Raw genomic sequence first — 25,686 nt, 5'->3', positions numbered from 1 at the left:
GGAGCAGAAGAAAGAGCGGGGGCGACCCGGAAGCCGCCCCCGCTCGACACGTTCAGCGAACGCCGGCCCGGCGCAGGGACGCCGGACTGAAGTCGGCCGGGGTGAACTCGGCACTGAAGTCGTAGGTGCCGCGTTCTTCGTTGTTCAGGCCGATCGCAAGGTAGCGACCCGACTGCAGGTCCATGGTCAGCTCGAGCGTCGACCAGAAGGACGGCACGTCGTAGTAATTGATCGAATGCGCCTCCTGCACGCGCCAGATCTGGTCGCGGTTGTCATAGCAATCCACGACCATGGCCTGCCAGGAATCCTCGTCGATGTAGAAGGTGCGGCGCTTGTAGACATGGCGCGTGCCTTCCTTGAGTGTCGCATCCACGACCCAGACCCGGTGCAACTCGTAGCGTGCATGCGCCTGGTTGATGTGCAGCGGCTTGAGAATGTCGTCGTACTTCAGCTTGTCGCTGTGCAGCTTGTAGCTGTTGTAGGGGATCAGCATCTCCTTGCGGCCGACCAGTTCCCAGTTGTAACGCTCGGGGCTCCCGTTGAACACGTCGAACTGGTCCGAGGTCGCAAGACCGTCCGACGCAGTACGCGGGTTGTCATGCGCCACGTTCGGCGCACGGCGGACGCGCCGCTGACCCGGGTTGTACAGCCACGCCTTGCGATTCTCGCGCGCCTGGTTGAGCGTCTCGTGCACCAGCAGCACCTCGCCGGCGAGGCGGGACGGCGCGGTCACGGTCTGCTTGAAAAACAGGATGATGTTTTCGAGGTCTTCCTCGCGCGCGCCCTCCAGGCCGTAGAGCCCGAGATACTCGTCGCTGAACATCACCATCGTGTAGCTGCCGTCGCGGGTCACCGGCGCCTGGCCGATGGTGCGACGCGCGCTGTCGGTGCGGTAACGGGCGATGTGGTTCCAGATGACGTGCAGGCCGTTCTCCGGAATCGGGAAGGGAATACCCTCGGCGCCACCGCTGAAACCGTTGCCGCCCTCGATCAGGTGCGTGTCCGTGGCGATTCGCCTGGTCGCCTCGTAGATCCGCTCCGGCACCGCCGCGCTGCGCCGCGTGGGATACACGTCCATGAAGTAGTCCGGATAGGTCCTGAACATGGCCTTGTGGCCTTCCGTCAGGATGTCCTCGTACTGCGCCATGTTGGCGGCCGTGATGCGGTACAGCGGCTTGTCCTCGGCGAAAGGATCCGGATGGTGGCCGCCGGACTGGAAGTCCGGGAAGCCGGCCTCCGCAGCGCTGCGTATCCCCCCGGTCCACTCGGGAATGGTGCCGGCCTCGTTGCCGGCACGGATGGCGCCGAGCGGCGTCAGGTCGGTGCCGAGCCGGGCGATCTGGTCCGCGGACAGGCGTTCAGCCAGTGCGGGGGCCGACAGGCCGGCCAGCGCAACAATGGCGAGCGCGTTGAACAATCTGGTCTTGGTCATGCGATGACTCTCCTCGTTCCTAGAACGAAACCTTGGCCGTGAATGACAGGAAGTCACGGTCATGGGTCGTATTGTAGCGGTCGGCACCACCGAACTCGGCGTAGTTCAGCTCGAGTTCGTACTTGTTCCGGAGCGTGCCTTTGACGCCGAGGGACATCGCCGTGCGGCCCTCGATGAAGCTGCCGCCGGGTCCGGGGCTGTTGCCGTTGACGTCATGGCTCCAGCCGACGATCGGCGCGATGGTCCATGGGCCGATGGCGTTGTTGTAGACCAGCGTGCCGCGGAAGCGGTAGCCCCACGAGGTCGAGTGCGGGAATGCGTCACGCGGCTCGAAGGTCGTGCCGTAGGTCGGGCCGTGCCTGGACTGCAGCGTCTCGTTGCCGGACAGGGACGTGCCCTCGCCGTTCAGGCGCAGGCCCTGGTTGTTCGGCCCCCCGGAAGTGGCGTCCGGCAGGTCCGGCACGTGTGTGACGCCGGCCTCCAGGACGAACGCGCCGGTACTGGCGCCGAACATCGGGCCGGACAGGTAGGTGAACGTCGTCTGCGCCTGCCAGACGTCGAGCTCCACCTTGCCGTCGATGATCTGGTTGATGCCGAAAGGACCGAGCTGGTTGAAGCAGCCGAGTGGCCCGACCGCCGCGGGATTCGTTGCGCAACTACCGGGTGCCGCGGACAAGGCGTCGAGCGGTGAAAGCGCGGCGAACAGCAGTTCCACGTCGTCCACCTGCAGCGGCGAGTCCGGCTTGTAGCTGACCTCGCCCTGCCACGCGATGCCCGTGTTGAACAGGTAACCGCTGAAGCTCGCGCCGAACAGGTCGAGATCCTCCGGGTACTCGACGAAGTAGCGCGAGGTCTGCGCCAGTTCGTCGGCCGCGAAGGACCCGCCGAGATACGACACCGGCGCCAGTCCGCCGCCGAGGAACGCATTGGCCGCGATCGTCGCGCGATCCCGCAGCCTGTCGGTGTCGATGTCGCCGCCGAGCCCCGCCGCAGTCTGCGCGGCCTGCGCCGTCGCGGTGCTGACGGCTGCGTCGAACGACAGGCCGGAGGCGAGGCCGATCGCCGCAGCCTGGGCAGCCGTGGCGGCCGCCGCGGCATTGCCGAGCCCTGCCTGGGTGCCGGTGCGGCCGCTGATCAGTGGCAGGCGGCTGTGATAACGGATGTAATAGAGACCGAATTCCATGCCGCCCATGAACTGGTCGGCAAAATAGCGCGCTGCGAGGCCGAACTGCCCGCCGTCATCGGCCTCGATGGCCTCCGCTCGCGGCACGAAGTTGAAGTCCGGATCGAACCCGCCGCCCAGCGGACCGAAGTCGGTGCCCTGGTCGGACCACTCGCCGAAGCCGAGCATCACGAACGTCCCGCCGCGGGTGGCGAAATCGTTCGACGAGAAATAGGAGCCGGCGGGATCCGGCTTCACTTTTTTCCAGTCGTACTGGTAATAAGCTTCGAGGCTGAGATTGTCGGTCGGCGACAGGTTGAAATAGGCCATGCCTTGCGGCACCAGCGCCTCTTTCAGTTCGGCGCCCGGCACGCGCAGCTTCGAGACATCGACAGGGTTAGTCAGGTTCGCGCCACCCTGGATGAACGTGCTCTCTCCCCAGCTGATCACCTGGTTGCCGAGGCGGAACTCGCCGGGCATGTTGCCCAGTTCGAAGGGCACGAAGACGAAGTAATCGAGCATCCGGCCGCCCTGCTCGATGAGGTCCTCGGCGCCCGGCGAAAGCGGCGTGCGGTTGGTGTCGCCGGCCTCCCAGTCCCAGAACGCCGTGCCGCGCGCGAAAAAGCCCCACGAGTCGCGATACCTCATCAGGATCTCGGACGTGCCCTTGATCGCGTTCGAGACGATGCCCGTGTCGTAGTTCAGATTGCCGTCGTCGATGTTGGCGCTGGGTCCGCAACCGCCGTTCGCGTTGGCGATCAACTCGCAGTCGGGACTCTGCACGCGCCAGAGGGCGCCATAGGACAGCGTCGTATCCCAGCTGCCGGACCAGTTCTTGGTTTCGATCGGAACCGCCGACGCGGGTGCCGCGTAACTCGCAGCAATTGCCGTCGCGACAGCAGCCGCAAGGATGCGTCCGTTGCCCGAACGGGCCCTGGAGGATTGCGCACTCATTAGGACTCCCCAGATTTCTGAATTGTGTTTATGCACGTTGCCCGCAGCCGGATTCCGTCCGGCGCGAGCCGCTACTCTTACAGAATCCGTAACAGGAAAACAACATATCGGCCTGGCGCGCGAATTCACCGCTTTTTCAAAGGTTAAAGCGTGTTGCATCGATGCAAAAACATGCAAGCTGGACGCAGTTGACGGACGCGCATGCGCGCTGCAACGCAGCATCCAAATACAGGGAAACACAGCGGCAAAGCCCTTCCCGCCGCTCCGGATTTCGCTCCCGAAGTCAGTGTTCGGCCGCTTCGCGGGCGCCTGTCGCGGCGAGTCGCGGATCACGCCGGCGCAGGTCGATCACGACGCCGAGATGATCGCTGAACGCCGCATCGTCGCGCAGCAGGCCGGCCCGCCGCAGGGTCGTCTCCGACATCGTCGCGGTGTCGGCGACGAAGGCCGCCTGCAACACGGCGGTCGCATCTGAATACAACAGGAAGTCGAGTTGCGACGGTGAGAATCTCGAGTGCGGGTCGCGCCACGTCGTCGCCGCCCGGTCCCCGGGCGCCAGCGCCGGCGCAACCGCCAGGGCCGAGCCGTCGAGATCGAGCGAGGCCGCGATCACGTTGCGGGGATGGACTTCGCCCACCAGGTTGAAATCACCTCCGACCACGACCATGCCCACATCGGCCCGGGCCACCGCGGCCCGGAAAGCGGCATGCAGGGCAGTCGCCTGCGCAGCGCGTTCGCGATCCTCCATGGAGCCCGGGGCGCCGCAGCAACTGAGATGGATGCTCGCGACCGCCACGGGACCGAGCGGGGTGTCCACGCGAGCAGCAACGTAACGCACGGGCCGAAGCGTCGGGCCGCTCCCGTCGGCCGGCGTCGGAAACAACACCTGCTCCGGCCCGAGCGGCGACATTTCGTGGCGCGCCACGATCGCGACTCCATGGGCCTGCGAGCGGCGCGCCCGCCACGGCCGCCCGCCCGGGACGTGCGTGTCGAACCAGCGCGCCAGCGACGCGGCTCGCGCAGGGCTCGACCTCGTGTCTCGTCCGCCCCGCTGATCCCATTCCTGCAGTAGGACGATATCGGGGTCTGCCGCGGCGACGACGCGCGCCAGCGGTCCCGGTTCTTCGAGCGGGCCGCCGCGGCGCACGTTGATGGACATGATCCTGATCGCGTCGTCCGCACGGACAGGAAAAGCACCGGCACGCGGTGCCGTGGCGGCGGCCGCGGGGCGCTCGAAAAACAGGGGCCCGGATTCCCAGACCACCACGCCATCCGCGTCGAGGCGCCGGAACTTGGCGCGGCCACGGCCCGGCGCCCGCAGGCGGGCCGCGGCTTCGTGTCGCTGCAGCACATGACGGGCCACGCGCAATTCGAAGGCGTCGGCCGCATGGGTCGGCAAGGCGGCAAAGGCCACTTGCTGGTGTGCCAGCTTGGTCGGGCTGCCATCCCGCGCATAGGCCACCGCCGCCGCGCCACCGGGCGGCCCGCCGCGGGGAGACCGGCCGCCGGGAGGCCGCACGGCCGAATGCCCGGCACGAGGCGCGAACCGCAGGGACAGTTCGACACCGAGCGCATCATCCCCGCCGGCCCGGGATTCCACGCTGCGACCGGTGCCTGCGTCAGCGTCGAGGTCGATCAACAGCTCGGTCGTCGTGTAGGCGGCCTGCAGGCCGACGACCGTCGGCAGGGACAGCCGGAAGTACAGGAACCAGGGATCCGCCAGGGCCGTCGTGCCGCGGGGCCAGTCGTCGAAACGACCGTCGAACACCAGGGCCGGCTTCGCACTGCTCACGCCCGCACATGCTGCCAGGGGAACGGTCGCGATGATGAGCGCGAGGACGGCCGGCCGAATCTTGTGCGCCGGTGGCATCGGAATCACTCTCCCCTGTCGAGCTGCACAGCGCCCCCTAAAGGTTCATCGCCTGCAATACGTCGCGCCTCAATCGATCGCCGAGAAAGACCCGGGCATCCTCCATGGCGCGCAGCAGGCCGGCATCGAAGACCAGCAGGCCCGACTCGTCCGTACGCAGCACGCCATTTTTCCGCAGGCGACCGATGAAGCCGCGGAACAGGGTCTTGTCGAAAAACTCCGGGGCGCTGAACTGGAACAGCATCGACATGCGCTGGGCCATGAGGTGGCACAGGTCCTCCAGCTGGCCCGGGCGCAACGTGCCCGAGCCGTGCTTGGCGAGCAGTGCCGCGGTCATGTAGAAGCGCTCCAGGGTCTGGATCGAACACTGCGCCAGGACCCAGAGCTCGATCGCCTCGGGCGTCTGTGGCGCGGGCCGCCGCAGGCGTTCTTCGCCGTTGCCCTCGTCGCGGACGAGCAGGCCCTGCGAGACGAGGGTGTCGATGACCCGGTCGAGTTCCCCGTCCAGCTCGGCGAGGTCCCAACGCAGGAACAGCTCCCCGCCGATGTACGGATAGACCATGTGAGCCAGGCCGCGCACCCGGTCCACGGGAAGCACCGATTTGTCCAGGAAACAGCACGCCACGATGGACGGCAGCGCAAAGAGGTGCGCGATGTTGTTGCGGAAGTACGTCGCGCGCAGGGCCTCCTTGGGAGCCAGGGCGATGATGTCGCCGAGACGGTGAGACTTGCGCTCGACAAGTCCGAGGCGCTCGCCATAGGCGATGATCTCGTCGCCGTCGAGCCCGGTGACCGTCACCCCGGCGGCATACGGCGCAGCGCGCTGCATGGTGCAGAACAGGTCGAGCATCTTCGCCAGCGGGCGCTCGACCATGCTCTGTCGCGGTGTCGCGAGCAGCGTCATGGCCAGCAGGTTGATCGGATTGACGGCTGCCGCGGCGTTGATGCGCTTGAGGATTTCGTCGCCGAGGGCCTCCACGACCGGGCCCGACCAGGCGGGCTTCTCGTGCTCCTCGATGATCTCCTCGCGCCAGCCGGGACGGTGGGTGCGCAGCGCCACGTCGAGGAAGAACGGTTCGCCGAAATTCACGTGCACCCGGCCGAAATCGCGGCGCAGCTGCCGTACCGCCTTGAAGATCCCGAGCACGGACTCTTTCTGTTTCGGCTTGCCGGACAGCTCGGAGACGTACGTACCCCCTTCCAACAGCCGCTCGTAGCCAAAATACACCGGCACGAACACCACCGGCCGGACGGGCTCGCGGAGGTAGGCGCGCACCGTCATCGCAAGCATCCCGGGCTTGGCCGGCAGCAGGCGGCCCGTGCGGCTGCGCCCCCCCTCGATGAAATATTCCATCGCCACGCCCTTGGCCAGGTTCAGCGAGAAATAACGGCGGAACACGGCGGCGTAAAGCGGGTCGTCGCGAAAACTCCGCCGCATGAAGAACGCGCCGCCGCTGCGCAGGATCGGGCCGATGACCGGCAGGTTGAGGTTGACGCCGGCGGCGATATGCGGCGGCACCAGCCCGTTGCGATACACGACGTAGGACAGCAGCAGGTAATCGATGTGGCTGCGGTGGCAGGGCACGTAGACGATCTCGTTGCCCTCCGCGACCGCCTTCAGGCGCTCCGCGCCGCCGACTTCGACGCCCTCGTAGAGCCGGTTCCAGAGCCACATCAGCAGGCGCTCCATGACCCGCACCGTGGTGTAGCTGTAGTTGGCGGCGATCTCGTTCGCGTAGCGGCGCGCCTTGGCGACGGACTTGGCCGTCGGCAGCTTGTGCACTTCGCTGTCGCGGCGGATCGCGCGGCGGACGGGGTCGGAATTCAGCACCTGGTTGACGAGCGTGCGCCGATGGGAAAGGTCGGGCCCGATGGTCGCGATCCGCCGCCGGCGAAAATGCACGCGCAGCACCCGTCCGAGCTTGCGGGCCACCAGCGCAGGGTTGGGACCCTCGGCCACCAGCGCAGACAGCTGCACCGGTTCGCTGAACTGGAGGAGCACGTCGCGGCCATGGAAGATGATCATGAAAAGCTTGTTGATCCGGCCGACGATCCGCCAGTCCTCGGAGAACAGCAGCTTGAAGATCGAGCGCTCCTTGTCCGGCGAACGGCCCCAGAACACGGACACCGGGATGACGATGACTTCCTTCACCTGCCCGGTCTGCACGGCCGCGGCAAGGCGTTCCAGGCGGCCACCGCGGGCTTTCCGGCCGCGCTTCGGTCCCTTGCGCAGGTAGGCGACGGCGCGCCATTCCTTCAGTCCCTCCATCGACAATCCGGTGGACGGACGCGGCAAGCCGTGACGCAGGCATTCCTGCTCGAGGACCGCCAGGTCGGCCAGGCCCGGACGCTCGAGGACGTAACAGACGGGTTGCGCGGAGAAGGAGGCGACGCGCTCGAGTTGTGCCTCGAGCGTGCGCGTTCGTACCCAGAGGAACATCAATTTCCTCGTGAGCCACAGCGCCAGCCGCCACAGTCCGTGCCAGGGGTACATAAGGCTCGGGAGTGTAACCGGCCCGCCGTCGCGCGTCAGTCGTTTTCGCGCACCGCGCATTGGTGTTCACCGGCCGCGCGCTTTAACCTTGCGGAAATACATGGAGGACCATGATGTCGCCGCAAAAGGAAGCCTCGCTCGAACTCGCCGTGATCGGCAACTGCCAGGTCAGCGCACTGGTGGATGAATTCGGCCGGATGGTGTGGGCCTGCATGCCGCGCTTCGACAGCAATCCCGTGTTCTGCGCCCTGCTCATGCCGGACCAGCAGCAGGTGGAGCGCGGCATATTCGAAGTGGTGCTGGAGGACTTCGTCCGCGCCGAGCAGAGCTACGTCACCAACACGCCGATCCTCGAGACCCTGCTCTACGACGCGCACGGCGGTTGCGTGAAAATCGTGGATTTCGCGCCGCGCTTCGAGCACTTCGAACGCATGTTCCACCCGTTCATGTTCGTGCGCCACGTGGAGCCCGTCACCGGCAATCCGCGCATCACGGTCCGCCTCCGGCCCGCGGGCGGCTATGGCTCGGAAGATCCCCGCCAGACCTTCGGCAGCAACCATGTGCGTTACGTCCTGCCGGACCTGACCCTGCGCCTGACCACCGACGCCTCGCTCACCCATGTGCGTGAAGAGCGGCCTTTCCGCCTCACGAGACCGGTGAGTTTCATCCTCGGCCCCGACGAGAGCCTGCGTGAATCGGTGGCGCACAGCAGCCGCCAGCATTTCGAGGAAACCCGCGCCTACTGGCAGGAATGGGTGCGTGGTCTCGCGGTACCCTTCGAGTGGCAGGAGGCCGTCATCCGCGCCGCCATCACGCTGAAACTGTGCGCCTTCGAAGACACCGGCGCGATCATCGCGGCCGTGACGAGCTCGATCCCGGAAGCGCCCGGCAGCTCCCGCAACTGGGATTACCGCTATTGCTGGCTGCGCGACAGTTTCTTCGTCGTACATGCCCTGAATCGCCTCGGGGCGACCCGCACCATGGAGGCCTACCTCGGCTGGATCCTGAACGTGGCCGCGTCCAGCGACGGCGACGGCCTCCAGCCGGTCTACGGCATCGGCGGCGAGGCCGACCTCACCGAGACCATCGTCGGCCAGCTGGCCGGCTACCGGGGGATGGGACCGGTGAGGGTCGGCAACCAGGCCTTCGAGCAGGTCCAGAACGACGTCTACGGCGCGGTCGTGCTGGCCTCAGCCCAGGTGTTCTTCGACCGCCGCCTGATCGGCTCGGCCGGCAAGGAGCAACTGGCCCTGCTCGAGGACATCGGCCAGCGGGCCTTCGAGCTGTTCGACAAGCCCGACGCCGGCATCTGGGAGTACCGCGGCCGGGCCCGCGTCCACACCTTTTCCAGCATGATGTGCTGGGCGGGCTGCGACCGGCTCGCGCGGATCTCGGCCCACCTCGGAGACCAGCAACGCGCAGACCTCTGGCGCAGCCGGGCCGACCACATCCATGCGGAGATCTGCGCCCAGGCATGGAACGAGGAACAGGGCTGTTTCATGGAAAGCTTCGGCGGCACGACGCTGGACGCGAGCATGTTGCTCATCGGTGACCTAGGCTTTGTAGCAAGCGACGACCCGCGCTTCCGTCGCACCGTGGAATGCCTCGAGAAGCACCTGCGGCGCGGCAAGCACATGTTCCGCTACGGGGAACCGGACGATTTCGGTGAACCGGAAACCGCGTTCAACATCTGCACATTCTGGTACATCAACGCGCTCGCGGAGATCGGGCGCAAGGACGAGGCAAGGGAATTGTTTGAAGAAATGCTGAGCTGCCGGACCCGCCTGGGGCTGTTGTCCGAGGACTACGACGTGCGCAACGGCCAACTCTGGGGTAACTTCCCGCAGACCTACAGCCTGGTGGGCATCATCCTCGGCGCCATCCGACTCAGCCAGCCCTGGGAGGACGCGTTTTGAGCCGCCTGATCGCAGTTTCCAATCGCGTGGCCGCACCCTCGGGCGGCAAGTCCGCGGGCGGTCTCGCCGTCGGGATTCTTGCTGCATTGAAGCAATCCGGAGGCATCTGGTTCGGCTGGGGCGGCAAGACCTGCCACGGCGAACCGACCGAGCCGAAACTGGATCGTCACGGCGAGATCACTTTCGCCACCATCGACATCAACGAGACGGAATTCGACGGCTACTACAACGGCTATTGCAACAGCACGCTGTGGCCACTGTGCCACTACATGCTCGGCATCTTCGGTTATGAGCGCGAGCAACACGAAGCGTACCGGCGGGTCAACGAGACGTTCGCGCGCAAGCTGCGTCCCCTGCTCCAGGAAGATGACCGGATCTGGGTGCATGACTACCACCTGATTCCGCTGGCCGAGGAATTGCGCAGCGCCGGCGTCCGGCAGCCGATCGGCTTTTTCCTCCACGTGCCGTTCCCGGCGTTCGACATCCTGCGCACGCTGCCCGGCTATCACCGCCTCCTGCGCTCGCTGGCCCAGTACGACGTGATCGGTTTCCAGACCGAGCAGGACTGCGAGAACTTTCTCGCCGGGCTGCGCGCCGCAGGGCTGGGTGGCGAGCGGGGTCCCGACGGCCGCGTCAGCGCGTTGCAGCGCCGCATCCGGGTAGACGCCTACCCGATCAGTATCGACGTGGAAGAGGCCATGACGCAGGCCGCCGCCTCGATGAAAACCAGCGCGGTGCAAAGACTGGCCAAGGACATCGACGAGCGCGAGCTCGTGATCGGCGTGGATCGCCTGGACTACAGTAAGGGCCTGCCGGAACGCTTCCAGGCTTTCCAGGCGCTCCTGGAGCGCCATCCGGCCAGCCATCGTCACCTCGTGTTTCTCCAGATCGCCTCGCCGACGCGCAGCGGGGTACGCGCCTACGAGGAGATTCGCCACGTGCTCGAACAGTCCGCGGGGCATATCAACGGTCGCTTCTCGCAACCCGACTGGACCCCGATTCGCTACATCAACCGGGGAATTTCCAGGAAAATGCTGATGGGCTATTTCCGCCTGGCGAAGATCGGCCTCGTGACGCCATTGCGCGACGGCATGAACCTCGTGGCCAAGGAATACGTGGCCGCCCAGGACCCGGCCGATCCCGGCGTGCTGGTGCTGTCGCGGCTGGCCGGTGCGGCGGCCGAATTCGGCGAGAGCGCGCTGCTGGTGAATCCCTACGATGCGATCGGCGTGGCGGACGCGATTCTCACGGCCTCCGAAATGTCCCTGGAGGAACGCCAGGACAGGTACCGGGCCATGATGGACGTGTTGCAGGGCAACGACATCCACGCCTGGCGGCAGCGCTTTTTGGACGCACTCGGCGTCTGAGGCAGGTGACGCCGCCCCGCGCTCTCGCCTCAGAGCCGCCCGTGGATCACCAGGTGACGATCGCTGACCGGGCGCACCGTGAAATGCCCGAGGCCGGCGGCTTCCAGCTGCTGGCGCACCTCCGCCGGTTCGAAGGCCGCGAGCAGGGAATTGTAGAAATCCCGGCGCAACACCTCGGGCTCGCCCGCGGCATGCGCCTCGACGAGTGCGCCGGCCGCAGCCGCGCTGGCCGGGCGCATGAGATCCATGACGAGCACCGGGGCCCCGGGACGGCCGCGGGCCACAACCATGCGCCACAGCGAGTCGGGCGCGTGCAGGTGATGCAACAGGCTGTTGGAGACAATGGCTTCGTAACGCGCCCTGGGCAGCCCGGCATCCGGCACCAGGCCCTCGATGAAACGCACCCGGTCCTGCAATGCGGGCGCCGCCGACAAGGCCGTATGACCGAAATGCAGCATCGCGGCGGAGCCGTCGAGGCCGTGGACCTCGATGGCGGGATGGGCCGCCGCCAGCTGCAGGCTGATGTCACCCGGTCCGCAGCCGAGATCGAGGACCGCCGCACCGGCCGGCAAAGCGCCCACGAACTCCTCGCAGAGCGCCACGAAACGGGCGTTCGGCTCGGCGAAATCGGCTTCCGCGTAGGCCCGGGCCTGCGCTGCGTCGTCCATCAGTTCCGGCTCGAGGATTCTTTCCAAGTCGCTTTCCTTTTTCCTGGCGCCGGGGCGCTCTGCAAACGTGCGGCCAGATGTTAGCTTATCGCCGGTCTTCCCACAGCGGAGCGTGCAATGGGTGAATTCAGCGGCAACGTGATCGTGGTGACCGGCGCCTCCGAGGGCATCGGGCGCGCGCTGTGCGAGGCGCTGGCGCCGCAGGGTCCGCGGCTGGTGCTGGCGGCCCGCAATGCGGAGCGGCTCGAGTCACTGGCGAGCGCCTGCCGCGCCGCCGGCGCGGAGACCCTCGTGGTGCCATGCGACCTGGAGAAGGAAACGGAATGCCGCGAGCTGATCGACCGGACCGTTGAACACTTCGGCCGGCTCGACACGCTGGTGGCGAACGCCGGTCGCACCATGTGGGCGCGCGCCGACGAGATCCGGGACAGCGCCGTTTTCCGTTCCGTCATGGAGCTGAACTATTTCTCGGTCGTCTGGCTGACGCTCGCGGCCCTGCCGCACCTCAAGACCACGCGCGGGCGGCTCGTCCCGGTCGCGAGCGTCGCGGGCCTGACCGGCGTGCCCGAGCGCAGCGCCTATTGCGCCAGCAAGCACGCCGTCATCGGCTTCTTCGACTCGCTGCGCATCGAGCTGGCCGACAGCGGCGTCACCGTCACCACGGTGTGTCCGGATTTCGTCGTCACCGAGATCCATCGCCGCGCGCTGGACGCGCAAGGCCACCCGCTCGGCACGAGCCCGATGCAGGAAGCCCGCATCATGACGGCCGAGGAGTGCGCCGCGCTGATGGTGCCCGCCATGGCCGCCCGGCGCCGGATGTTGATCACCTCGACACGGGGAAAGCTGGGGCGCGTACTGAAGCTCATCGCACCGGGACTCATCGACCGGATCGCCGCGCGGGCCATCGCCGAACGCAAATGACGACCCCCCCGGCGCCTCAGCGATCCCGAACGCCGGTCACGTCGTCGAGGAACCAGTTGAAAAAGCGGTTGATGTCGTAGATCTGCTCGGTGAGACGATGATCGCCGTCGATCATGTGCAGGCCGGCGCGGTACTCGCGGGCGAAGCGAACGCTGTTCTCCGGCGGCACGACATCGTCCCGCCAGCCATGCACGATCGCGATGCGGCCGGCCTGCGGCACGGGCGTATGTTCCTCGTAACCCGGCATGAAAAACGCCGGCGCGAGCAGGAACAGCCCGCGCACGTCGGGCAGGCGCGCCGACGCCGCGGCGGCGACATGCCCGCCCATGCTCGAGCCGACCAGCAGCAGCGGACGATCCAGCGGCGCGCAGTGCGCCACCAGTTTCTCCACGCGCGCACGCGGGTCGTCCATGCCGCGGTAGTCGATGCTGTCGACCACGAGGCCCCGGTCGCGCGCCACCTCCGCCATCGCCGCGATCTTGCTTCCCCAGGGCCCGCTTTCCTTGCCGTGCGAAAAGCAGACGTACGGCGCCGCGCTCATCGACCCCTACCAGTGGATGCCGCGCGTGACCTGCGCCAGGGCGATCTGCTCCGCGGACGCCGCGCTCTGGTCTTCCTTGACGCCCTTCGCGGCCGTCGAGTCCGGGAACATCTGGAACGCCGTGTTCATGCTGATCTCCATCGCCTTGGGGAACAGCAGGTGCAGGATCTGTGCCGAGATCCCCAGCCGCGTCGCGACCCGCTTGGGCTTGTGGATCACCGCCTCGGCCACCAGCTCCGCGGCCTCCTCGGGGCTGATCGTCGGCACGTTCTCGTAGATCTTGGTCGGCGCGATCATCGGCGTGCGGACCAGCGGCATGTTGATGGTGGTGAAGCTGATGCCCTTGTGCGAAAGCTCCGATGCCGCGCAGCGCGCGAATGCGTCGAGCGCCGCCTTGGATGCGACATAGGCCGAGAAGCGCGGCGCATTCGACAACACGCCGATGGAGGAGATGTTGATCACGTGGCCACGACGCTGCTCGATCATTTTCGGCAGCAGGCCCATGGTCATGCGCAACGAGCCGAAGTAGTTCAGCTGCATGGTGCGCTCGAAATCGTGGAAGCGGTCGAAGGACAGGTGGACGCTGCGCCGGATCGAGCGCCCGGCGTTGTTGATCAGCACGTCGACCTGCCCATGGTCCGCCAGGACCTTTTCGATCAGCCCGTCGATTTCCTCGAGGCTCGTCAGGTCGCAGGTGTACCAGTGGGCTTCGCCGCCGCGCTTGTCGATGTCGGACTGCGTTTCCTGCAGGGCCTCCTCGCCGCGCGCGACCATGATGACCTTCGCGCCGGCCTCCGCCATGCGGTAGGCGGTGGCCTGGCCGATGCCGGACGAAGCGCCGGTGACGAGGACGGTCTTGCCGCCGATCGCGCCGCGCAGGCTGCGGTCCACGAACAGGTCGGGGTCGAGATTGCGCTCCCAGTAATCCCAGAGCCGCCAGGCGTAGTCCGCCAGGTCCGGCAGCTTGATGTCCGTGCCCTTCAGGAGGCGCTCGGTCTCGCGCGAATCGAAGCGCGTCGGGTAGTTGATGTAACCCATCACGGAGCGCGGAATGCCCAGGTCGTGCAACACGCTGTCCACCACGCGCTTCACCGGCGGCAGCCCGGCCACGGTCTTCCAGATGTAGCCCGGCACGATGCCGAACATGCGCGCGTTGAACCGGGCGCTCATCTCGGGAGCATGGGCCGCCTTGGCGAACAGGTTGAGCACTTCGCCGATGCGGCGCGGATGGGGATCCGTGAGATGGAAACACTTGCCGTCTTCGCCGGGGACATGCGCGATGTGATCCATCGCCGCCACCAGCCAGTCCACCGGCACCAGGTTGATGCGCCCGCCCTCGATGCCGACGATGGGCATCCAGCCGGGCAGCGCCTGGCGGAGCTTCTGGATCAGCTTGAAGAAATAGTAGGGGCCGTCGATCTTCTCGATCTCGCCGGTACGCGAATCACCGACGACCATGCCGGGACGGTAGATGCGCCAGGGGATCGAGCACTCGCGACGCACGATGCCTTCCGAGTCGTGCTTGGTGCGGAAATAGGGATGCTCGAGGCCGGTCGCCTGCTCGAACATGTCCTCGCGGAAGATGCCGTCATAAGTCCCGGCGGATGCGATCGAGCTGACCTGGTGGAAGCAGCCGGCGCCCACGGCCTCGGCGAACCGCACCGCCTGGCGCGTGCCCTCGACGTTGACCTTGAGCTGCACCTCGAGGTCGGCGTTCATGTCGTAGATCGCCGCGAGATGGAAGAAATGGTCGATATCGCCCTTCAGCTTCTCGCGGACATCGTCCGCCACGCCGAGCAGGGGCTCCGCCAGGTTGCCGACGACGGGGATGACGCGCTCGCCGCCCTCGCCCCAGAACTCGCGCAGCGCGTCGATGTTCTCCAGCTCACGCTCCAGCATGAGCACGTAGACCTTGCCTTCGCGGCGCAGCAGCTTCCTGATCAGGCGCCGGCCGATGAACCCGGATCCGCCGGTGACGAAATAACTCATGTCGAGACTCCCCTCGCAGCTCGTTCTTGTTGGTCGCGAATCGCGGATATTAGCAGGGCTTTGCGGCCGGACGGCAGTCACGCGGCGCCGGCTGCCGATGGCGCCCGCCGGGGAAGGGGCCGCCGCCCCGCTCAGCGTTTCAGATAAGCGGCCAGGTCGTCGCGCGCCTGGTTGAGCACCGAATCGCGGTCCACGGACTCGAGAATCTCCTGCACGACCGCTTTCGGCCCCCCGTCACCCCAGGACTTGCCCTGGGCGAAATAACGCTCTGCGACGCGACCGATCATGAAGGTCCCGTAATAGGAGACGGCGCCCTGGGCGCCGGCGGTCAGCACGGTGGACAGGCCGCCGGTGCCCGCTTTCAGTGTCGCGGAGACAAAATGCGTCAGCCAGACCGTGCCCATCAGCAGGGTCATCTGCGTCGCGATCACGGTGACCAGGGATCCCGCCTCGCTGCGCGTCAGGGGCAGTCCGTACAGGCGCGACAGGTGCAGCACCAGTCCGGCGTCGAGCGCGGCCGCGGCCAGCAGGTCCGCGACCGGCACCGGGTTCACCGCGACGGCCACGCCCTTGGCGATGCAATACTGGCGTACCAGCCGCTCGGCGGCCTTGCGCCGCACCTCGACCACGCGCGCTCCCACACGCTCGCTGACGCGGCCGGCGAACAGTCCGGCCGTCACCGCGGCGAGGGTCTGCCCTTCCGCCTCGAGGATCGTCCACAGCCGCTCGCGCAGCATGCCGACGTCCGGCGCCGGCACATGCCGCTCTTCGCGCTCGGTGCCGTCCGCCGCCTGCAGCACCCGTGTCACCGGGGCGGGGTCGGCGGCCGCCGCCACGATGTTCTGCGCTGCGATCCGCCCGGCGACGCGCTTCGCGAGGCGCTCGAGCAGCAAGGTCCGCTCATCGTCCGTGTAACGATCGGCCTTGTTCAGCACCAGCAGCAGCGGGCGCCCTGGCGCCAGCGCCTGGTCGAGGGACGCCTCCTCCGCGGCATTCAGGTCGCCGTCCACCACGAACAGCACCAGGTCGGCGCGCTCGGCCACGTTCCGGGCCATCTGCTCGCGGTCCTCCCCGCCGATCTCGTTGATGCCGGGCGTGTCGACCAGCACCACGCCGCCGCTGCGTTCCTCGCGCCACTGCGCCTCGGCCGGCGCCCGCGTCTCGCCGTGCAGCGGACTGGTCGTGAAGCGCGCTTCCCCGAGCAGGGCATTCAGCAGCGAGGACTTGCCCACGCTGACCTCGCCCAGCACGGCGATGTGAATCTCTCCCTGCTCCAGCTTGCTCAGCATGCGCTCGATCTCGGCGAAGTCGGGGGCCAGGGCCTCCCGCACGCCGCCGGGTAGCTGCGGGTCGTCGAGCAGCCGGCGCAGGCTGTCGCGCGCCAGGGCCACGTGGGCATCGCCCGCCGAGGGCGGCGCGAGTATCTCAGTCGCGACCGGCGCGGCGCGCTTCCACGGCCAGTCGCGCCATCTGCCGCGCTTTCTTCCCGATGTCTTTTCCAAACTCGTCTCCCACCTTGCGGGCTGCGGCGGCGGGCCGCAGGTCCCCGGTCGTCTCGAGGCTGTTGGCCAGGCCCTTGCCCATGGCGTCGAAAATGATCCCGTAGGCGACCGCGTGCACCAATCCGCCGGCCACCGTGCCGACGCCCGGGAACGCCTTCAGCACGTTGCCGGAGATCGCCAGCAGCAGCGGCAGGGCCCGTCCCACGTAGCGTTGCGCGATGTCGAGAAATCGCTGGATGTCGATATCGCGGGCCGGCACGTCATACAGCTTGCACAGCGCCTTGACCAGCGAGGTGCCGAGATAGCCCTGGATCAACAGGTCCGTGCCGGGGCTGACGGCCGCCAGCGCCCCGACGACCGCCTTTTTCGTATAGTCCGAGACGACACGTTCGGCCTCCGCCCGGCGCCGCTCGCCGGCCGCCGTCTCGAGCCGTGCCGCCGCCAGGCGGAACACCGACGCATCGCGCAAAGCGTCGAGCGCCTCCGGGTCGCCCTCCAGCTGCGCCTGCAGCGCGCTACGCAGCGCATCCACCCGCGGCGGACGCGACCGCTCCGCCACGAGCTCGCGCCCTGTTTCGTCCACCCGCGTCACGCGTTCCATCCCACCGGCGACCACCGGCACGACCCGCGGCGTCGGCTCGAGCGAGGCCAGGCGCTCGGCCAGCCGCGCGACGATGCGCTGCAGGTCCTCCTCCGCGTACCAGTCGGCCTTGTTGACGGCCACGACGATCGGCTTGCCGACAGCGGCGAGCGTTTCCACGTCCTCGAACTCGCTGCGACTCAGGTCCCCCTCGCAGACATACACGACCAGGTGCGCGCGCAGCGCCTCTTCGAGGCCCGCCTCGGCGAGCGTCGGCGTATCGCCGCGCCCGGGGACATCCGCCAGCTCGACGGTATCGCCGGACGGCAGGACCCAGCGGTAATGGCTGACCGCCCGCGTGGTGCCCGCGGTCACCGCGATTTCCGGCGCTGCGCCGGGGACCAGCGAAGCGACCAGGGAACTCTTGCCCGCGCTTGCGGCGCCGAACAGGGCGATGAACAACCGCCCACCTTCGCGGCGACGCGCCAGTTCCGCCAGTTCGCGCTCCACCGCCGAGGTGTCGGTGCCGGCCGCCTGCTCGTCCGCGAGCCGTTCACGCAATCCGGCCTCGTCGGGCACGCTGGGACGGGATCGCGGCTCAGGCCCGCGCCGCGGCGGTGCGAGCAGCCACCACAGCAGCCAGGCGGCCAGGGCGCCGCCCAGCGACAGGGCCGCGATGAAACCGTAGTAGATCGGCGCCGGGCCTTCCCGGAGCCGCTCGACGATGGACAGGACGGTGTCCGCGACCGCCAGCAGGGCGCCGGCGAACAGCACCAGCGCGACGATGATGGCGGCCGCAAGCGCCAGCCGCAGGCGCCGGTCACGTCTCATGCTTCACCGCATCGCCGGCACGTCGTGCGGCGGACAGGCAGATCGCCAGCGACAGGAAAAACGGCACCAGCCGCTCCAGCCAGTCGCCCGGTGTGTCCGGCAGCCAGTAGCACGCAACCGTGCCGAAGAACCCGACCGCCATCGCGGCGAACACGCGCTGCGGCGGCACGGTGAAGCCGGCGAGGCGAACCAGCAGCGGCGGGCCGAATGCAGCTCCGAGCGCTGTCCAGGCGAACAACACGCGCGCGAAGATGGTCTGCGGCAGCAGCACGGCAACCAGCACGGCCAGCCCGCTGATCAGGGCCACGACCAGCCGCGAAACGACCAGGCTGCCCCGCCGCCGGCGCGGCAGGTCGTGGCTGACCGACGCGGCGGCGACCAGCAGCTGGCTGTCGGCGGTGGACATGATCGCGGAGAGCACGGCGGCGATCATGACGCCTGCCACCACCGGCGCGAATAGCCGGTTCGCGACCTCGAACAGCACCTGCTCGTCGGCGAGCAGCCCGCCGTAGAGGGCGCGGGCGGCCAGCCCGACGGTCAACATGCCGGCATAGATGACCACCGCCCAGGTGATGGCGATGACCTGTCCGTCGCGTAATGCGCGCTCGTCGCGCAACGCCATGAAACGATTCACCACGTGCGGCTGCCCCGGATAACCGATCCCGATGCCAAGCGTACCAAGCACGAAGCCCGCGGCGGCGATCCCGGCGGTCGGGGGACCGCCGACCGCAGGCCCCTGTGCGGCCAGCGCCTCGACCACGGCGCCCGGCCCGCCGGCGGCGACCACGGCGGCGACCGGCAGCAACAGGGCCGTCACCGCCATGACCAGTCCCTGCAACGTGTCGGTCACGCTCACGGCCCAGAAGCCGCCGAGCAGCGTGTACAACAGCACCACTGCCGCACCGATCATGACCGCCGTGCGCATCTCGATCTCGAAGGCGCTGGCGAAGGCGCTGCCCGCCGCCTGGAACTGGGCCGCGATGTAGAACGTGAACGAGAACAGCACCACGCCCGAGGCGAGGATGACGATGCGGCGCGGCCATCCGTGGCCCGCCCCCGGCCCGGCGATGAAATCGGTGAGCGTGATCGCGCCCTGCTCGCGGCTCGCGCGCATCAGCCGCGGCGCCACCCAGAACCAGTTGACGATGAAACCGGACAGCGTGGCCGGGAAGAGCCAGAGCGCCGGCCAGCCCCACAGGTAGGCCATGCCGCTGACCGCCACGAGCGTCCATGCCGAGGACGACGAAGCCGACGCGCTGATCGCCGCGACCCAGCCGCCGAGCCGGCGACCGCCGAGAAAGAAATCCGCGCTGTCCAGGTTGCGACGCGCCGCCCACAGACCGATCGCGACCAGCACGAGCTTGTAGGCGACCAGGGTGTAGAGAATGGCCTCGGCGCGTGTCATGGCGGCCCTCGGACTGGAGCGAGGCAGTGTAGCAGCCGTCCCGGCCTTACAATCGCGGCATGACACACACGGCAAGCCCTGGCTGGCGCTTCTGGATCGACCGGGGCGGCACCTTTACAGACATCGTCGCCCGCCGTCCGGACGGGCGGCTGGACACCCTGAAGCTCTTGTCCGAAGCGCCGGAGCAATATCCCGATGCAGGTATCGAAGGCATGCGACGCCTGCTCGGCCTCGAGGATGCCGCGCAGCTGGATCGTGCGCCGATCGACGCGGTGCGCATGGGCACGACCGTGGCCACCAACGCCCTGCTGGAACGCCGCGGCGAGCCGACACTGCTGGTCACGACGCGCGGACTCGGGGACGCGTTGCGGATCGGCACGCAACAGCGCCCTCGCCTGTTCGAACTCGACATCCGGCTGCCGGAGCCGCTGTACGCCGATGTGCTGGAAGCGGACGAGCGCGTCGGGGCGGACGGCCGGGTTCTGCAGCCGCTGGACGAGGACGCGCTGGCGGCGGCGCTGCATGCTGCCCATGCCGGGGGACTGCGCGCGGTGGCCATCGCGTTGCTGCACGGCTACCGCTATCCGGACCACGAGCGGGCGGCGGCCAGGCTGGCGCGCGCGGCCGGGTTCACCCAGGTCTCCGTCTCGCACGAAGTCAGCCCGCTGGCGCGCCTCGTGCCGCGCGGCGAGACCACGGTGGCCGATGCCTATCTTTCGCCCGTACTGGATCGTTACGTGGCGCAGTTGCGAGCGCCGCTGGGCGACACGCGGCTGTTGTTCATGCAGAGCAACGGCGGGCTCGCGGAAGCCGCAAGATTCAGGGGGCGCGACAGCGTGCTCTCCGGCCCGGCGGGCGGGGTCGTCGGCATGGCCGCGGCCGGGCATCGCGCCGGCCGCGAGCGGCTGATCGGCTTCGACATGGGCGGCACCTCGACCGACGTCTGCCTTTACGAGGGCGAGTACGAGCGCAGCCACGACAACACGGTCGCGGGGATCCGCCTGCAGGCGCCGATGCTGCGCATCCACACCGTCGCGGCGGGCGGCGGCTCGCTGCTGAGCTTCGCCGACGGCCGTTACCAGGTCGGGCCGGATTCGGCCGGCGCGGATCCGGGTCCCGCCTGCTACGGGCGCGGCGGCCCTGCCACGGTCACCGATGCGAACCTGGTCCTCGGGCGCCTGCAGCCCGACGCGCTGCCGGCCGTGTTCGGCGCCGACGGCGCGCAAGCGCTGGACCCGGCCGCATCGGCGGGGCGCCTTCGCGAGCTCGCCGCCGCCATGCGCATGGCCAGAGAGCCGCCCGCGAGCCTGGAGGCCATGGCGGCCGGTTTCCTCGAAATCGCCGTCGAGCGCATGGCGCGCGCGGTGAAACAGGTCTCGATACGCCGCGGCGTCGATCCCGCGGGCTTCACCCTGTGCGGTTTCGGGGGGGCAGCCGGGCAGCACGCCTGTGAAGTGGCCGATGCGCTGGGTATTCGCGAAGTGTTGCTGCCGCCCCTGGCCGGCGTCCTCTCCGCCTGGGGAATCGGGCTCGCCGACCTCGTGGAACTGCGCCAGGCCCCGGTCCAGGCGACGCTCGATGCCGCCACGCTGGCCGCCGCCGACGCCGCGTTGGCCGAACTCGGCGCCGCGGCGGCGGAGGCGCTGGCGATGCAGGGCGTGGCGGCCGACGCGATCACGATCCGGCGACGGCTGCGCCTGCGCTACGCGGGCAGCGACACGACCCTGGAGGTGCCGCTGGGCGATGAAGAAACCGTGCGCGAGACCTTCGCCGCAGCCCACACGCAGCGATTCGGCTTCGTGACCGCGCAGCCGCTGGTGCTGGAGGCCGTGGAGGCCGAAGCCTGCGGCGGCGGGCGCAGGGACGACGCGAACGGCCCGGACGCTGGCAAGGACGGTCCACAGCGCGGCCGCTGTAGGGCATGGCTGGATGGGACCTGGCGGGAGATCCCGCTGGTGCCTCGCGCATCGCTGGCGCCCGGTGAGACCCTGACCGGCCCGGCGCTGGTGCCGGAGACGAACGCCACCACCTGGCTGGCGCCGGGCTGGACCTTGCGCTCGGATGAGCTCGGCAACCTGCTGCTCAGCCGGCCGGCGCGTCCCCGCGGCCGGCGCGCCTCCACGGCGGCCGACCCGGTGTTGCTCGAAGTCTTCAACAACCGCTTCATGCACGTCGCCGAACAGATGGGCGCCGTGCTGCAGAACACCGCGAGCTCGGTCAACATCAAGGAACGGCTGGATTATTCCTGCGCGGTGTTCGACCCGGCCGGCGGGCTGGTGGCGAACGCGCCGCACATGCCGGTCCATCTCGGCTCGATGGGCGAAAGCGTGCGCGCGGTGATGGCCCGTTTCGGCGACGACATGGCCGCGGGCGACAGCTTCGTGCTCAACGACCCCTACGAGGGCGGCACGCATTTGCCCGACATCACGGTCGTGACGCCGTTTTTCGGCGCCGGCCCGCGCCCGGCGCTCTACGTCGCCTCCCGCGCGCATCACGCGGACATCGGCGGCCGGACGCCCGGCTCGATGCCTGCCGACAGCCGGCATATCGACGAAGAGGGCGTGCTGATCCGCGGCATGCGACTGGTCGCGGCAGAGCGTTTCGACGAGGACGGAATGCGCGCACTGCTGACGGCGGGACGCTGGCCCGCACGCAACGTCGAACAGAACCTGGCCGACCTGCGCGCGCAGCTCGCGGCGAACCGGCGCGGTGCGGCCGAACTGGCGCGCATGATGGACGAGTTCGGCGCGGCAGCCGTGACGGCCTACATGGGGCACATACAGGACAATGCCGCTGCCGCGGTGCGCAGCGCCATCAGCGGGCTCGCCGACGGTGAATTCACTCTCGCGATGGACGGCGGCGAGACCGTCCGGGTCGCCGTGCGCATCGAGCGCGAGACGGGCCGGGCGCAGATCGATTTCACCGGTACCTCCGCCCAGTCGGCAGGCAACCTCAACGCCCCCGCCGCCGTCTGCCGCGCCGCCGTGCTGTATGTCCTGCGCTGCCTGGTGGACCGCGACATCCCCCTTAACGAAGGCTGCCTGGCGCCGGTGACGCTGCACATCCCGGACGGCAGCCTGCTCAATCCGCTTTGGCCCGCGGCAGTCGCCGCCGGAAACGTGGAAACCTCGCAATGCGTGGTGGACGCGCTGTTCGGCGCGCTCGGGGTGGTCGCCGCTTCGCAGGGCACGATGAACAACCTCAGCTTCGGTAACGCCCGGCACCAGTATTACGAGACCCTGTGCGGCGGCGCCGGCGCAGGGCCGGACTTCGACGGGGCCTCGGCGGTCCACACGCACATGACGAACAGCCGGCTCACGGACCCTGAAATTCTCGAGCTGCGCCATCCCGTGCGGGTCGCGGCCTTCGGCTTGCGCCACGGTTCCGGTGGCGACGGCCGTCACCGCGGGGGCGAGGGGGTGCTGCGGCGCCTGGTGTTCACCGAGGCGCTCGACGCCGCCCTGATTTCGAACCGGCGACGCATTCCGCCCTTCGGCCTGGACGGCGGCGCGCCGGGGCGCACCGGCTGCAACCGCCTCATCCGCGCGGACGGCCGCGTGATCGAACTGGCCGGCACCGCGGCAGTGGCCCTGTCGCCGGGTGATGCGCTCGAAATAGAAACGCCGGGTGGGGGTGGCTTCGGTCGCCGTGCGTGACCTCGCTCACGGTGGCGCGGCGGCAAATCTGCTAGTTTCGAGTCGTGGACAAGGACAACCGGGCAGGATGCCCGTCATGGGATGCTTATGCAGTGTGGCAGATACTGTTGCACCGACATCCCGTGCGCATCGAGGACCCGGCCGGTTCCTGCGGCCGGATCGAAGGCAAGATGCTCGCGGAATTCTTCGAGGCGATGGTCGGCTACCCCGACTACCTGGTCGATGCCCTGCTGATCATCGCGCACGCGGAGGGTTTCGAGGCCGCGGTCGATGCGCTGGACGAGGCGATCAGGGAACTTCGCTCCCGCCGGCAATGATCCGGCGCGCGGCGGCCGCACGCGCCCTGTCGGGATCGCGCGCGACCGGCACGTCCTGCAGCCAGCGCCGGTGCGCGGCCGGCAGCTCGAGCAGTTCGGCTCCGGCGCGGATCAGCTCGACGTACCAGTCCCACGGCAGCAGCCCCTCGGCTTGTTCCGCCGGCTCCGCCATCCAGGTCCGGGCGCGAATCTCGCCCGCGACGGTCATCACCACCACGTCCGCGCACCGGTAGCCGGCGCCTGCAGCTCCGAGCCGATCAAGGGATCCAGCGGGCAACCAGTAGAGCGCTCCCGGCAGGGCATCGCCAGGCGTGGTGCTGGGACATGCATCCGAGCGTGCCGCGCCGTCGCGACCGCGCTTGCGAAACACCAGCCGATGACCGGGCAACAGCGCGGCGCCGTGCAGCTCCGCCTCGGGCACACGCCGGCGCAACCAGCCGGGATGGACGTTCGCGCCGTAGGCGAAGTAGGCGACGCGCGTCGCCTCGTTCATCCGGCCTCCAGGCTTCCTGGCTGCGACTCGGCCGTCCCGGTCGCGGGGACGATCGCCTCGCGCAAGGGCTGGGTAATCGCCCAGCGCTCGGGCGAAACCGGCGCGAGTCTTGCGCCATGGAGGCCCTGGCTGACCCGGTAGATGATGAAGTCGCCGGGCCGCCGCGGAGCGAAACCCACCGTGAACTCCACCTGCGTCGGACGGAACGGCGCCGAGACCTCGTCGACGTCCACGAACCATGCGTGCGCCGCTTCGCCAGCGAGCCGCCCTGCGCCACGCAACGACTCGAGCCAGCCCGCCAGCTGGCGCTGCAGCCGCCGGGCCAGGTCGGCGCCGGCAACCTCGAATACGATCCATCGCGTGCCGTTCAGCAGCGCCTTTTCGACCGCGAGGGCAAGCCGCCGGGTGGCCAGGGAACGCCAGGCCGGCACCGGGCACTCCGGCGAAGCCAGCGTGTGATCGCCGGTCAGTGCCGTCCGGCCGCCGCGCGAGCGCGACAGCACGTTGATGCCGGCGCCGTGGAGCCGCCGCCGCAAGTCGGGCGGCACTTCGTGCGTCGGCCGGAACGAGGCGCCAAGGGCCGGTTCCGCCTCGTCCGGGCTGCGCGCCAGGGCACCAGCCACCGCGCCGACCGCGGAACGACCGGGTTCGCGTCCCTCGCCCGCGAGTTGCGGGAAGACGGCCATGACGTTCTCGCCGGCGATATTGATCCGCTGCAGCCACGCGAGGGCCTGCTCCCCGTCGTAGCTGTCGGCCGGCGGCTCGAGGATGAGCATCGCGCGGCGCTTGCGGCAATACCGCAGCGCCGCCAGCAGGAGCGCCGGACCGGGGCCGCGTGACGCGTGCACCGTGGGCAGGCACAGGAAATCGATGTCGGGCAAGCCGTCGAGCGCGAACAAGCCGCTGCCCAGGGTGGACGAACCCACCAGGTCGTAGTCCGTGAGCGGCGCGCCGTCCGCGCCGTCGTCTTCGGCCTCCACCCAGGTCACGGGGTAACCGGGCGCCGTGCTGACGGTGGCCGCCGGCCGGCTGGGCGGCAACAGGCCGCGCACCCTTGCGAGCCGCGAGCCCATGAGGACATCGACGATATAGCGCTCCGAAGCCGGCCGGAGCGACAAGCGCTGATAGATTTCCTGGTCGGCGACCCGCTCCGTGCCGCGCACATGCAGCCGTTGCAGAACGAGATTGAAGGTCACGTCGTCCGAAGGGCCGATATGATCGTAGTCCACGGAGGCGCGCAGGAACTCCCGCCGTCCGGGGCTGACGGCCTCGAGCACCAGTGCGCCCTCGCGACCGGGCAGGCGGATCGTGCAGGGCCGCGCGCCATTGGCGACCCGCACCACGGCGGCGCGCGTCCCGCCGGCGAGAAAGAAATCCTGCAGGCAACGCTGCAATGCGTACTCGCCGCCGGCAATGCCGTAGGAGCGCTCGAATTCCGCGACACTCTCGACCAGCACGGCCTCGTGCAGCGGGCCACGCGGTGCCGCGCCGATGAAAGCCGCGGTGCCGCCGGCGAGGCCTTCCAGGGACGCTTCCCGACCGGGGATTTCCTCGACGAGTATGCCGGGAGTGAGCGGATCAGACATGG

17 protein-coding genes are annotated in these 25,686 nt (G+C 68.7%); 5 read left to right on the top strand and 12 right to left on the bottom strand.

Features of this window, described 5'->3' with window-relative positions; all coding sequences use genetic code 11:
- Nucleotides 1-52 precede the first annotated feature (52 nt).
- The 4 genes from G6032_RS01795 to plsB form a co-directional block, all read right to left on the bottom strand.
- Nucleotides 53-1,432: a DUF1329 domain-containing protein gene (locus G6032_RS01795; RefSeq protein WP_165280425.1), complete on the bottom strand. Its 1,380-nt coding sequence runs from the start codon at nt 1,430-1,432 to the stop codon at nt 53-55.
- A 19-nt stretch (nt 1,433-1,451) separates the two neighbouring features.
- Nucleotides 1,452-3,548, bottom strand: coding sequence for a DUF1302 domain-containing protein (locus G6032_RS01790; RefSeq protein WP_165280424.1), 2,097 nt, complete (start codon nt 3,546-3,548; stop codon nt 1,452-1,454).
- Between the two features lie 283 nt (nt 3,549-3,831).
- Entirely contained in the window at nt 3,832-5,340 is a 1,509-nt protein-coding gene (locus G6032_RS15855) for an endonuclease/exonuclease/phosphatase family protein (RefSeq protein WP_165280423.1), read from the bottom strand.
- A 115-nt stretch (nt 5,341-5,455) separates the two neighbouring features.
- Entirely contained in the window at nt 5,456-7,912 is a 2,457-nt protein-coding gene (gene plsB / locus G6032_RS01780) for a glycerol-3-phosphate 1-O-acyltransferase PlsB (protein ID WP_276610786.1), read from the bottom strand.
- Between the two features lie 110 nt (nt 7,913-8,022).
- Here plsB and G6032_RS01775 point away from each other — a divergent pair, with 110 nt between their 5' ends.
- Together G6032_RS01775 and G6032_RS01770 are read left to right on the top strand one after the other, a co-directional pair.
- Nucleotides 8,023-9,828 (top strand): glycoside hydrolase family 15 protein, encoded by a 1,806-nt coding sequence (locus G6032_RS01775; protein ID WP_165280421.1) that lies wholly within the window; start codon nt 8,023-8,025, stop codon nt 9,826-9,828.
- Complete coding sequence (locus tag G6032_RS01770) at nt 9,825-11,195, top strand: trehalose-6-phosphate synthase (protein ID WP_165280420.1); 1,371 nt, start codon at nt 9,825-9,827, stop codon at nt 11,193-11,195. The genes G6032_RS01775 and G6032_RS01770 overlap by 4 nt, the downstream gene beginning before the upstream one ends.
- A 29-nt stretch (nt 11,196-11,224) precedes the next feature.
- Here G6032_RS01770 and G6032_RS01765 read toward each other — a convergent pair whose 3' ends face one another.
- The gene (locus tag G6032_RS01765) at nt 11,225-11,863 is read right to left on the bottom strand and encodes a class I SAM-dependent methyltransferase (RefSeq protein ID WP_206211752.1); all 639 of its coding nucleotides are present in this window, start codon (nt 11,861-11,863) and stop codon (nt 11,225-11,227) included.
- Nucleotides 11,864-11,980: 117 nt separating this feature from the next.
- Between G6032_RS01765 and G6032_RS01760 the strand changes: the two genes are divergently transcribed.
- On the top strand, nt 11,981-12,784 hold the full coding sequence (locus G6032_RS01760) for an SDR family oxidoreductase (RefSeq protein ID WP_165280418.1): 804 nt from the start codon (nt 11,981-11,983) through the stop codon (nt 12,782-12,784).
- Between the two features lie 16 nt (nt 12,785-12,800).
- On the opposite strand, the gene G6032_RS01755 is transcribed toward G6032_RS01760, so the two are convergent.
- The 5 genes from G6032_RS01755 to G6032_RS01735 form a co-directional block, all read right to left on the bottom strand.
- Nucleotides 12,801-13,325, bottom strand: coding sequence for an alpha/beta fold hydrolase (locus tag G6032_RS01755; protein ID WP_165280417.1), 525 nt, complete (start codon nt 13,323-13,325; stop codon nt 12,801-12,803).
- 6 nt (nt 13,326-13,331) lie between these two features.
- Complete coding sequence (locus G6032_RS01750) at nt 13,332-15,314, bottom strand: SDR family oxidoreductase (protein WP_165280416.1); 1,983 nt, start codon at nt 15,312-15,314, stop codon at nt 13,332-13,334.
- 131 nt (nt 15,315-15,445) lie between these two features.
- Complete coding sequence (locus G6032_RS01745; protein WP_346763736.1) at nt 15,446-16,705, bottom strand: GTP-binding protein; 1,260 nt, start codon at nt 16,703-16,705, stop codon at nt 15,446-15,448.
- Between the two features lie 34 nt (nt 16,706-16,739).
- Nucleotides 16,740-18,227, bottom strand: a complete 1,488-nt coding sequence (locus tag G6032_RS01740; RefSeq protein ID WP_165280414.1) for a GTPase — start codon at nt 18,225-18,227, stop codon at nt 16,740-16,742.
- On the bottom strand, nt 18,217-19,632 hold the full coding sequence (locus G6032_RS01735) for a sodium/proline symporter (RefSeq protein ID WP_165280413.1): 1,416 nt from the start codon (nt 19,630-19,632) through the stop codon (nt 18,217-18,219). Before G6032_RS01735 ends, G6032_RS01740 begins: the two co-directional genes overlap by 11 nt.
- A gap of 59 nt (nt 19,633-19,691) precedes the next feature.
- On the opposite strand from G6032_RS01735, the gene G6032_RS01730 reads away from it, so the two are divergent.
- Together G6032_RS01730 and G6032_RS01725 are read left to right on the top strand one after the other, a co-directional pair.
- Entirely contained in the window at nt 19,692-23,288 is a 3,597-nt protein-coding gene (locus tag G6032_RS01730; RefSeq protein ID WP_165280412.1) for a hydantoinase B/oxoprolinase family protein, read from the top strand.
- 107 nt (nt 23,289-23,395) lie between these two features.
- A complete protein-coding gene (locus tag G6032_RS01725) occupies nt 23,396-23,605 on the top strand; it encodes a hypothetical protein (RefSeq protein WP_165280411.1) in 210 nt (69 codons plus the stop codon).
- On the opposite strand, the gene G6032_RS01720 is transcribed toward G6032_RS01725, so the two are convergent.
- Complete coding sequence (locus G6032_RS01720) at nt 23,577-24,098, bottom strand: gamma-glutamylcyclotransferase family protein (RefSeq protein WP_165280410.1); 522 nt, start codon at nt 24,096-24,098, stop codon at nt 23,577-23,579. The two genes, G6032_RS01725 and G6032_RS01720, sit on opposite strands and share 29 nt — an antisense overlap.
- On the bottom strand, nt 24,095-25,684 hold the full coding sequence (locus G6032_RS01715; RefSeq protein ID WP_165280409.1) for a hypothetical protein: 1,590 nt from the start codon (nt 25,682-25,684) through the stop codon (nt 24,095-24,097). Before G6032_RS01715 ends, G6032_RS01720 begins: the two co-directional genes overlap by 4 nt.
- Nucleotides 25,685-25,686 lie beyond the last annotated feature (2 nt).

Source organism: Wenzhouxiangella sp. XN24 (genome assembly GCF_011064545.1).
In the GTDB taxonomy this organism is placed as follows: Bacteria; Pseudomonadota; Gammaproteobacteria; order Steroidobacterales; family XN24; genus XN24.
Note: the sequence above shows the minus strand (reverse complement) of the source record. Positions and strands in the feature narration are given on the sequence as shown.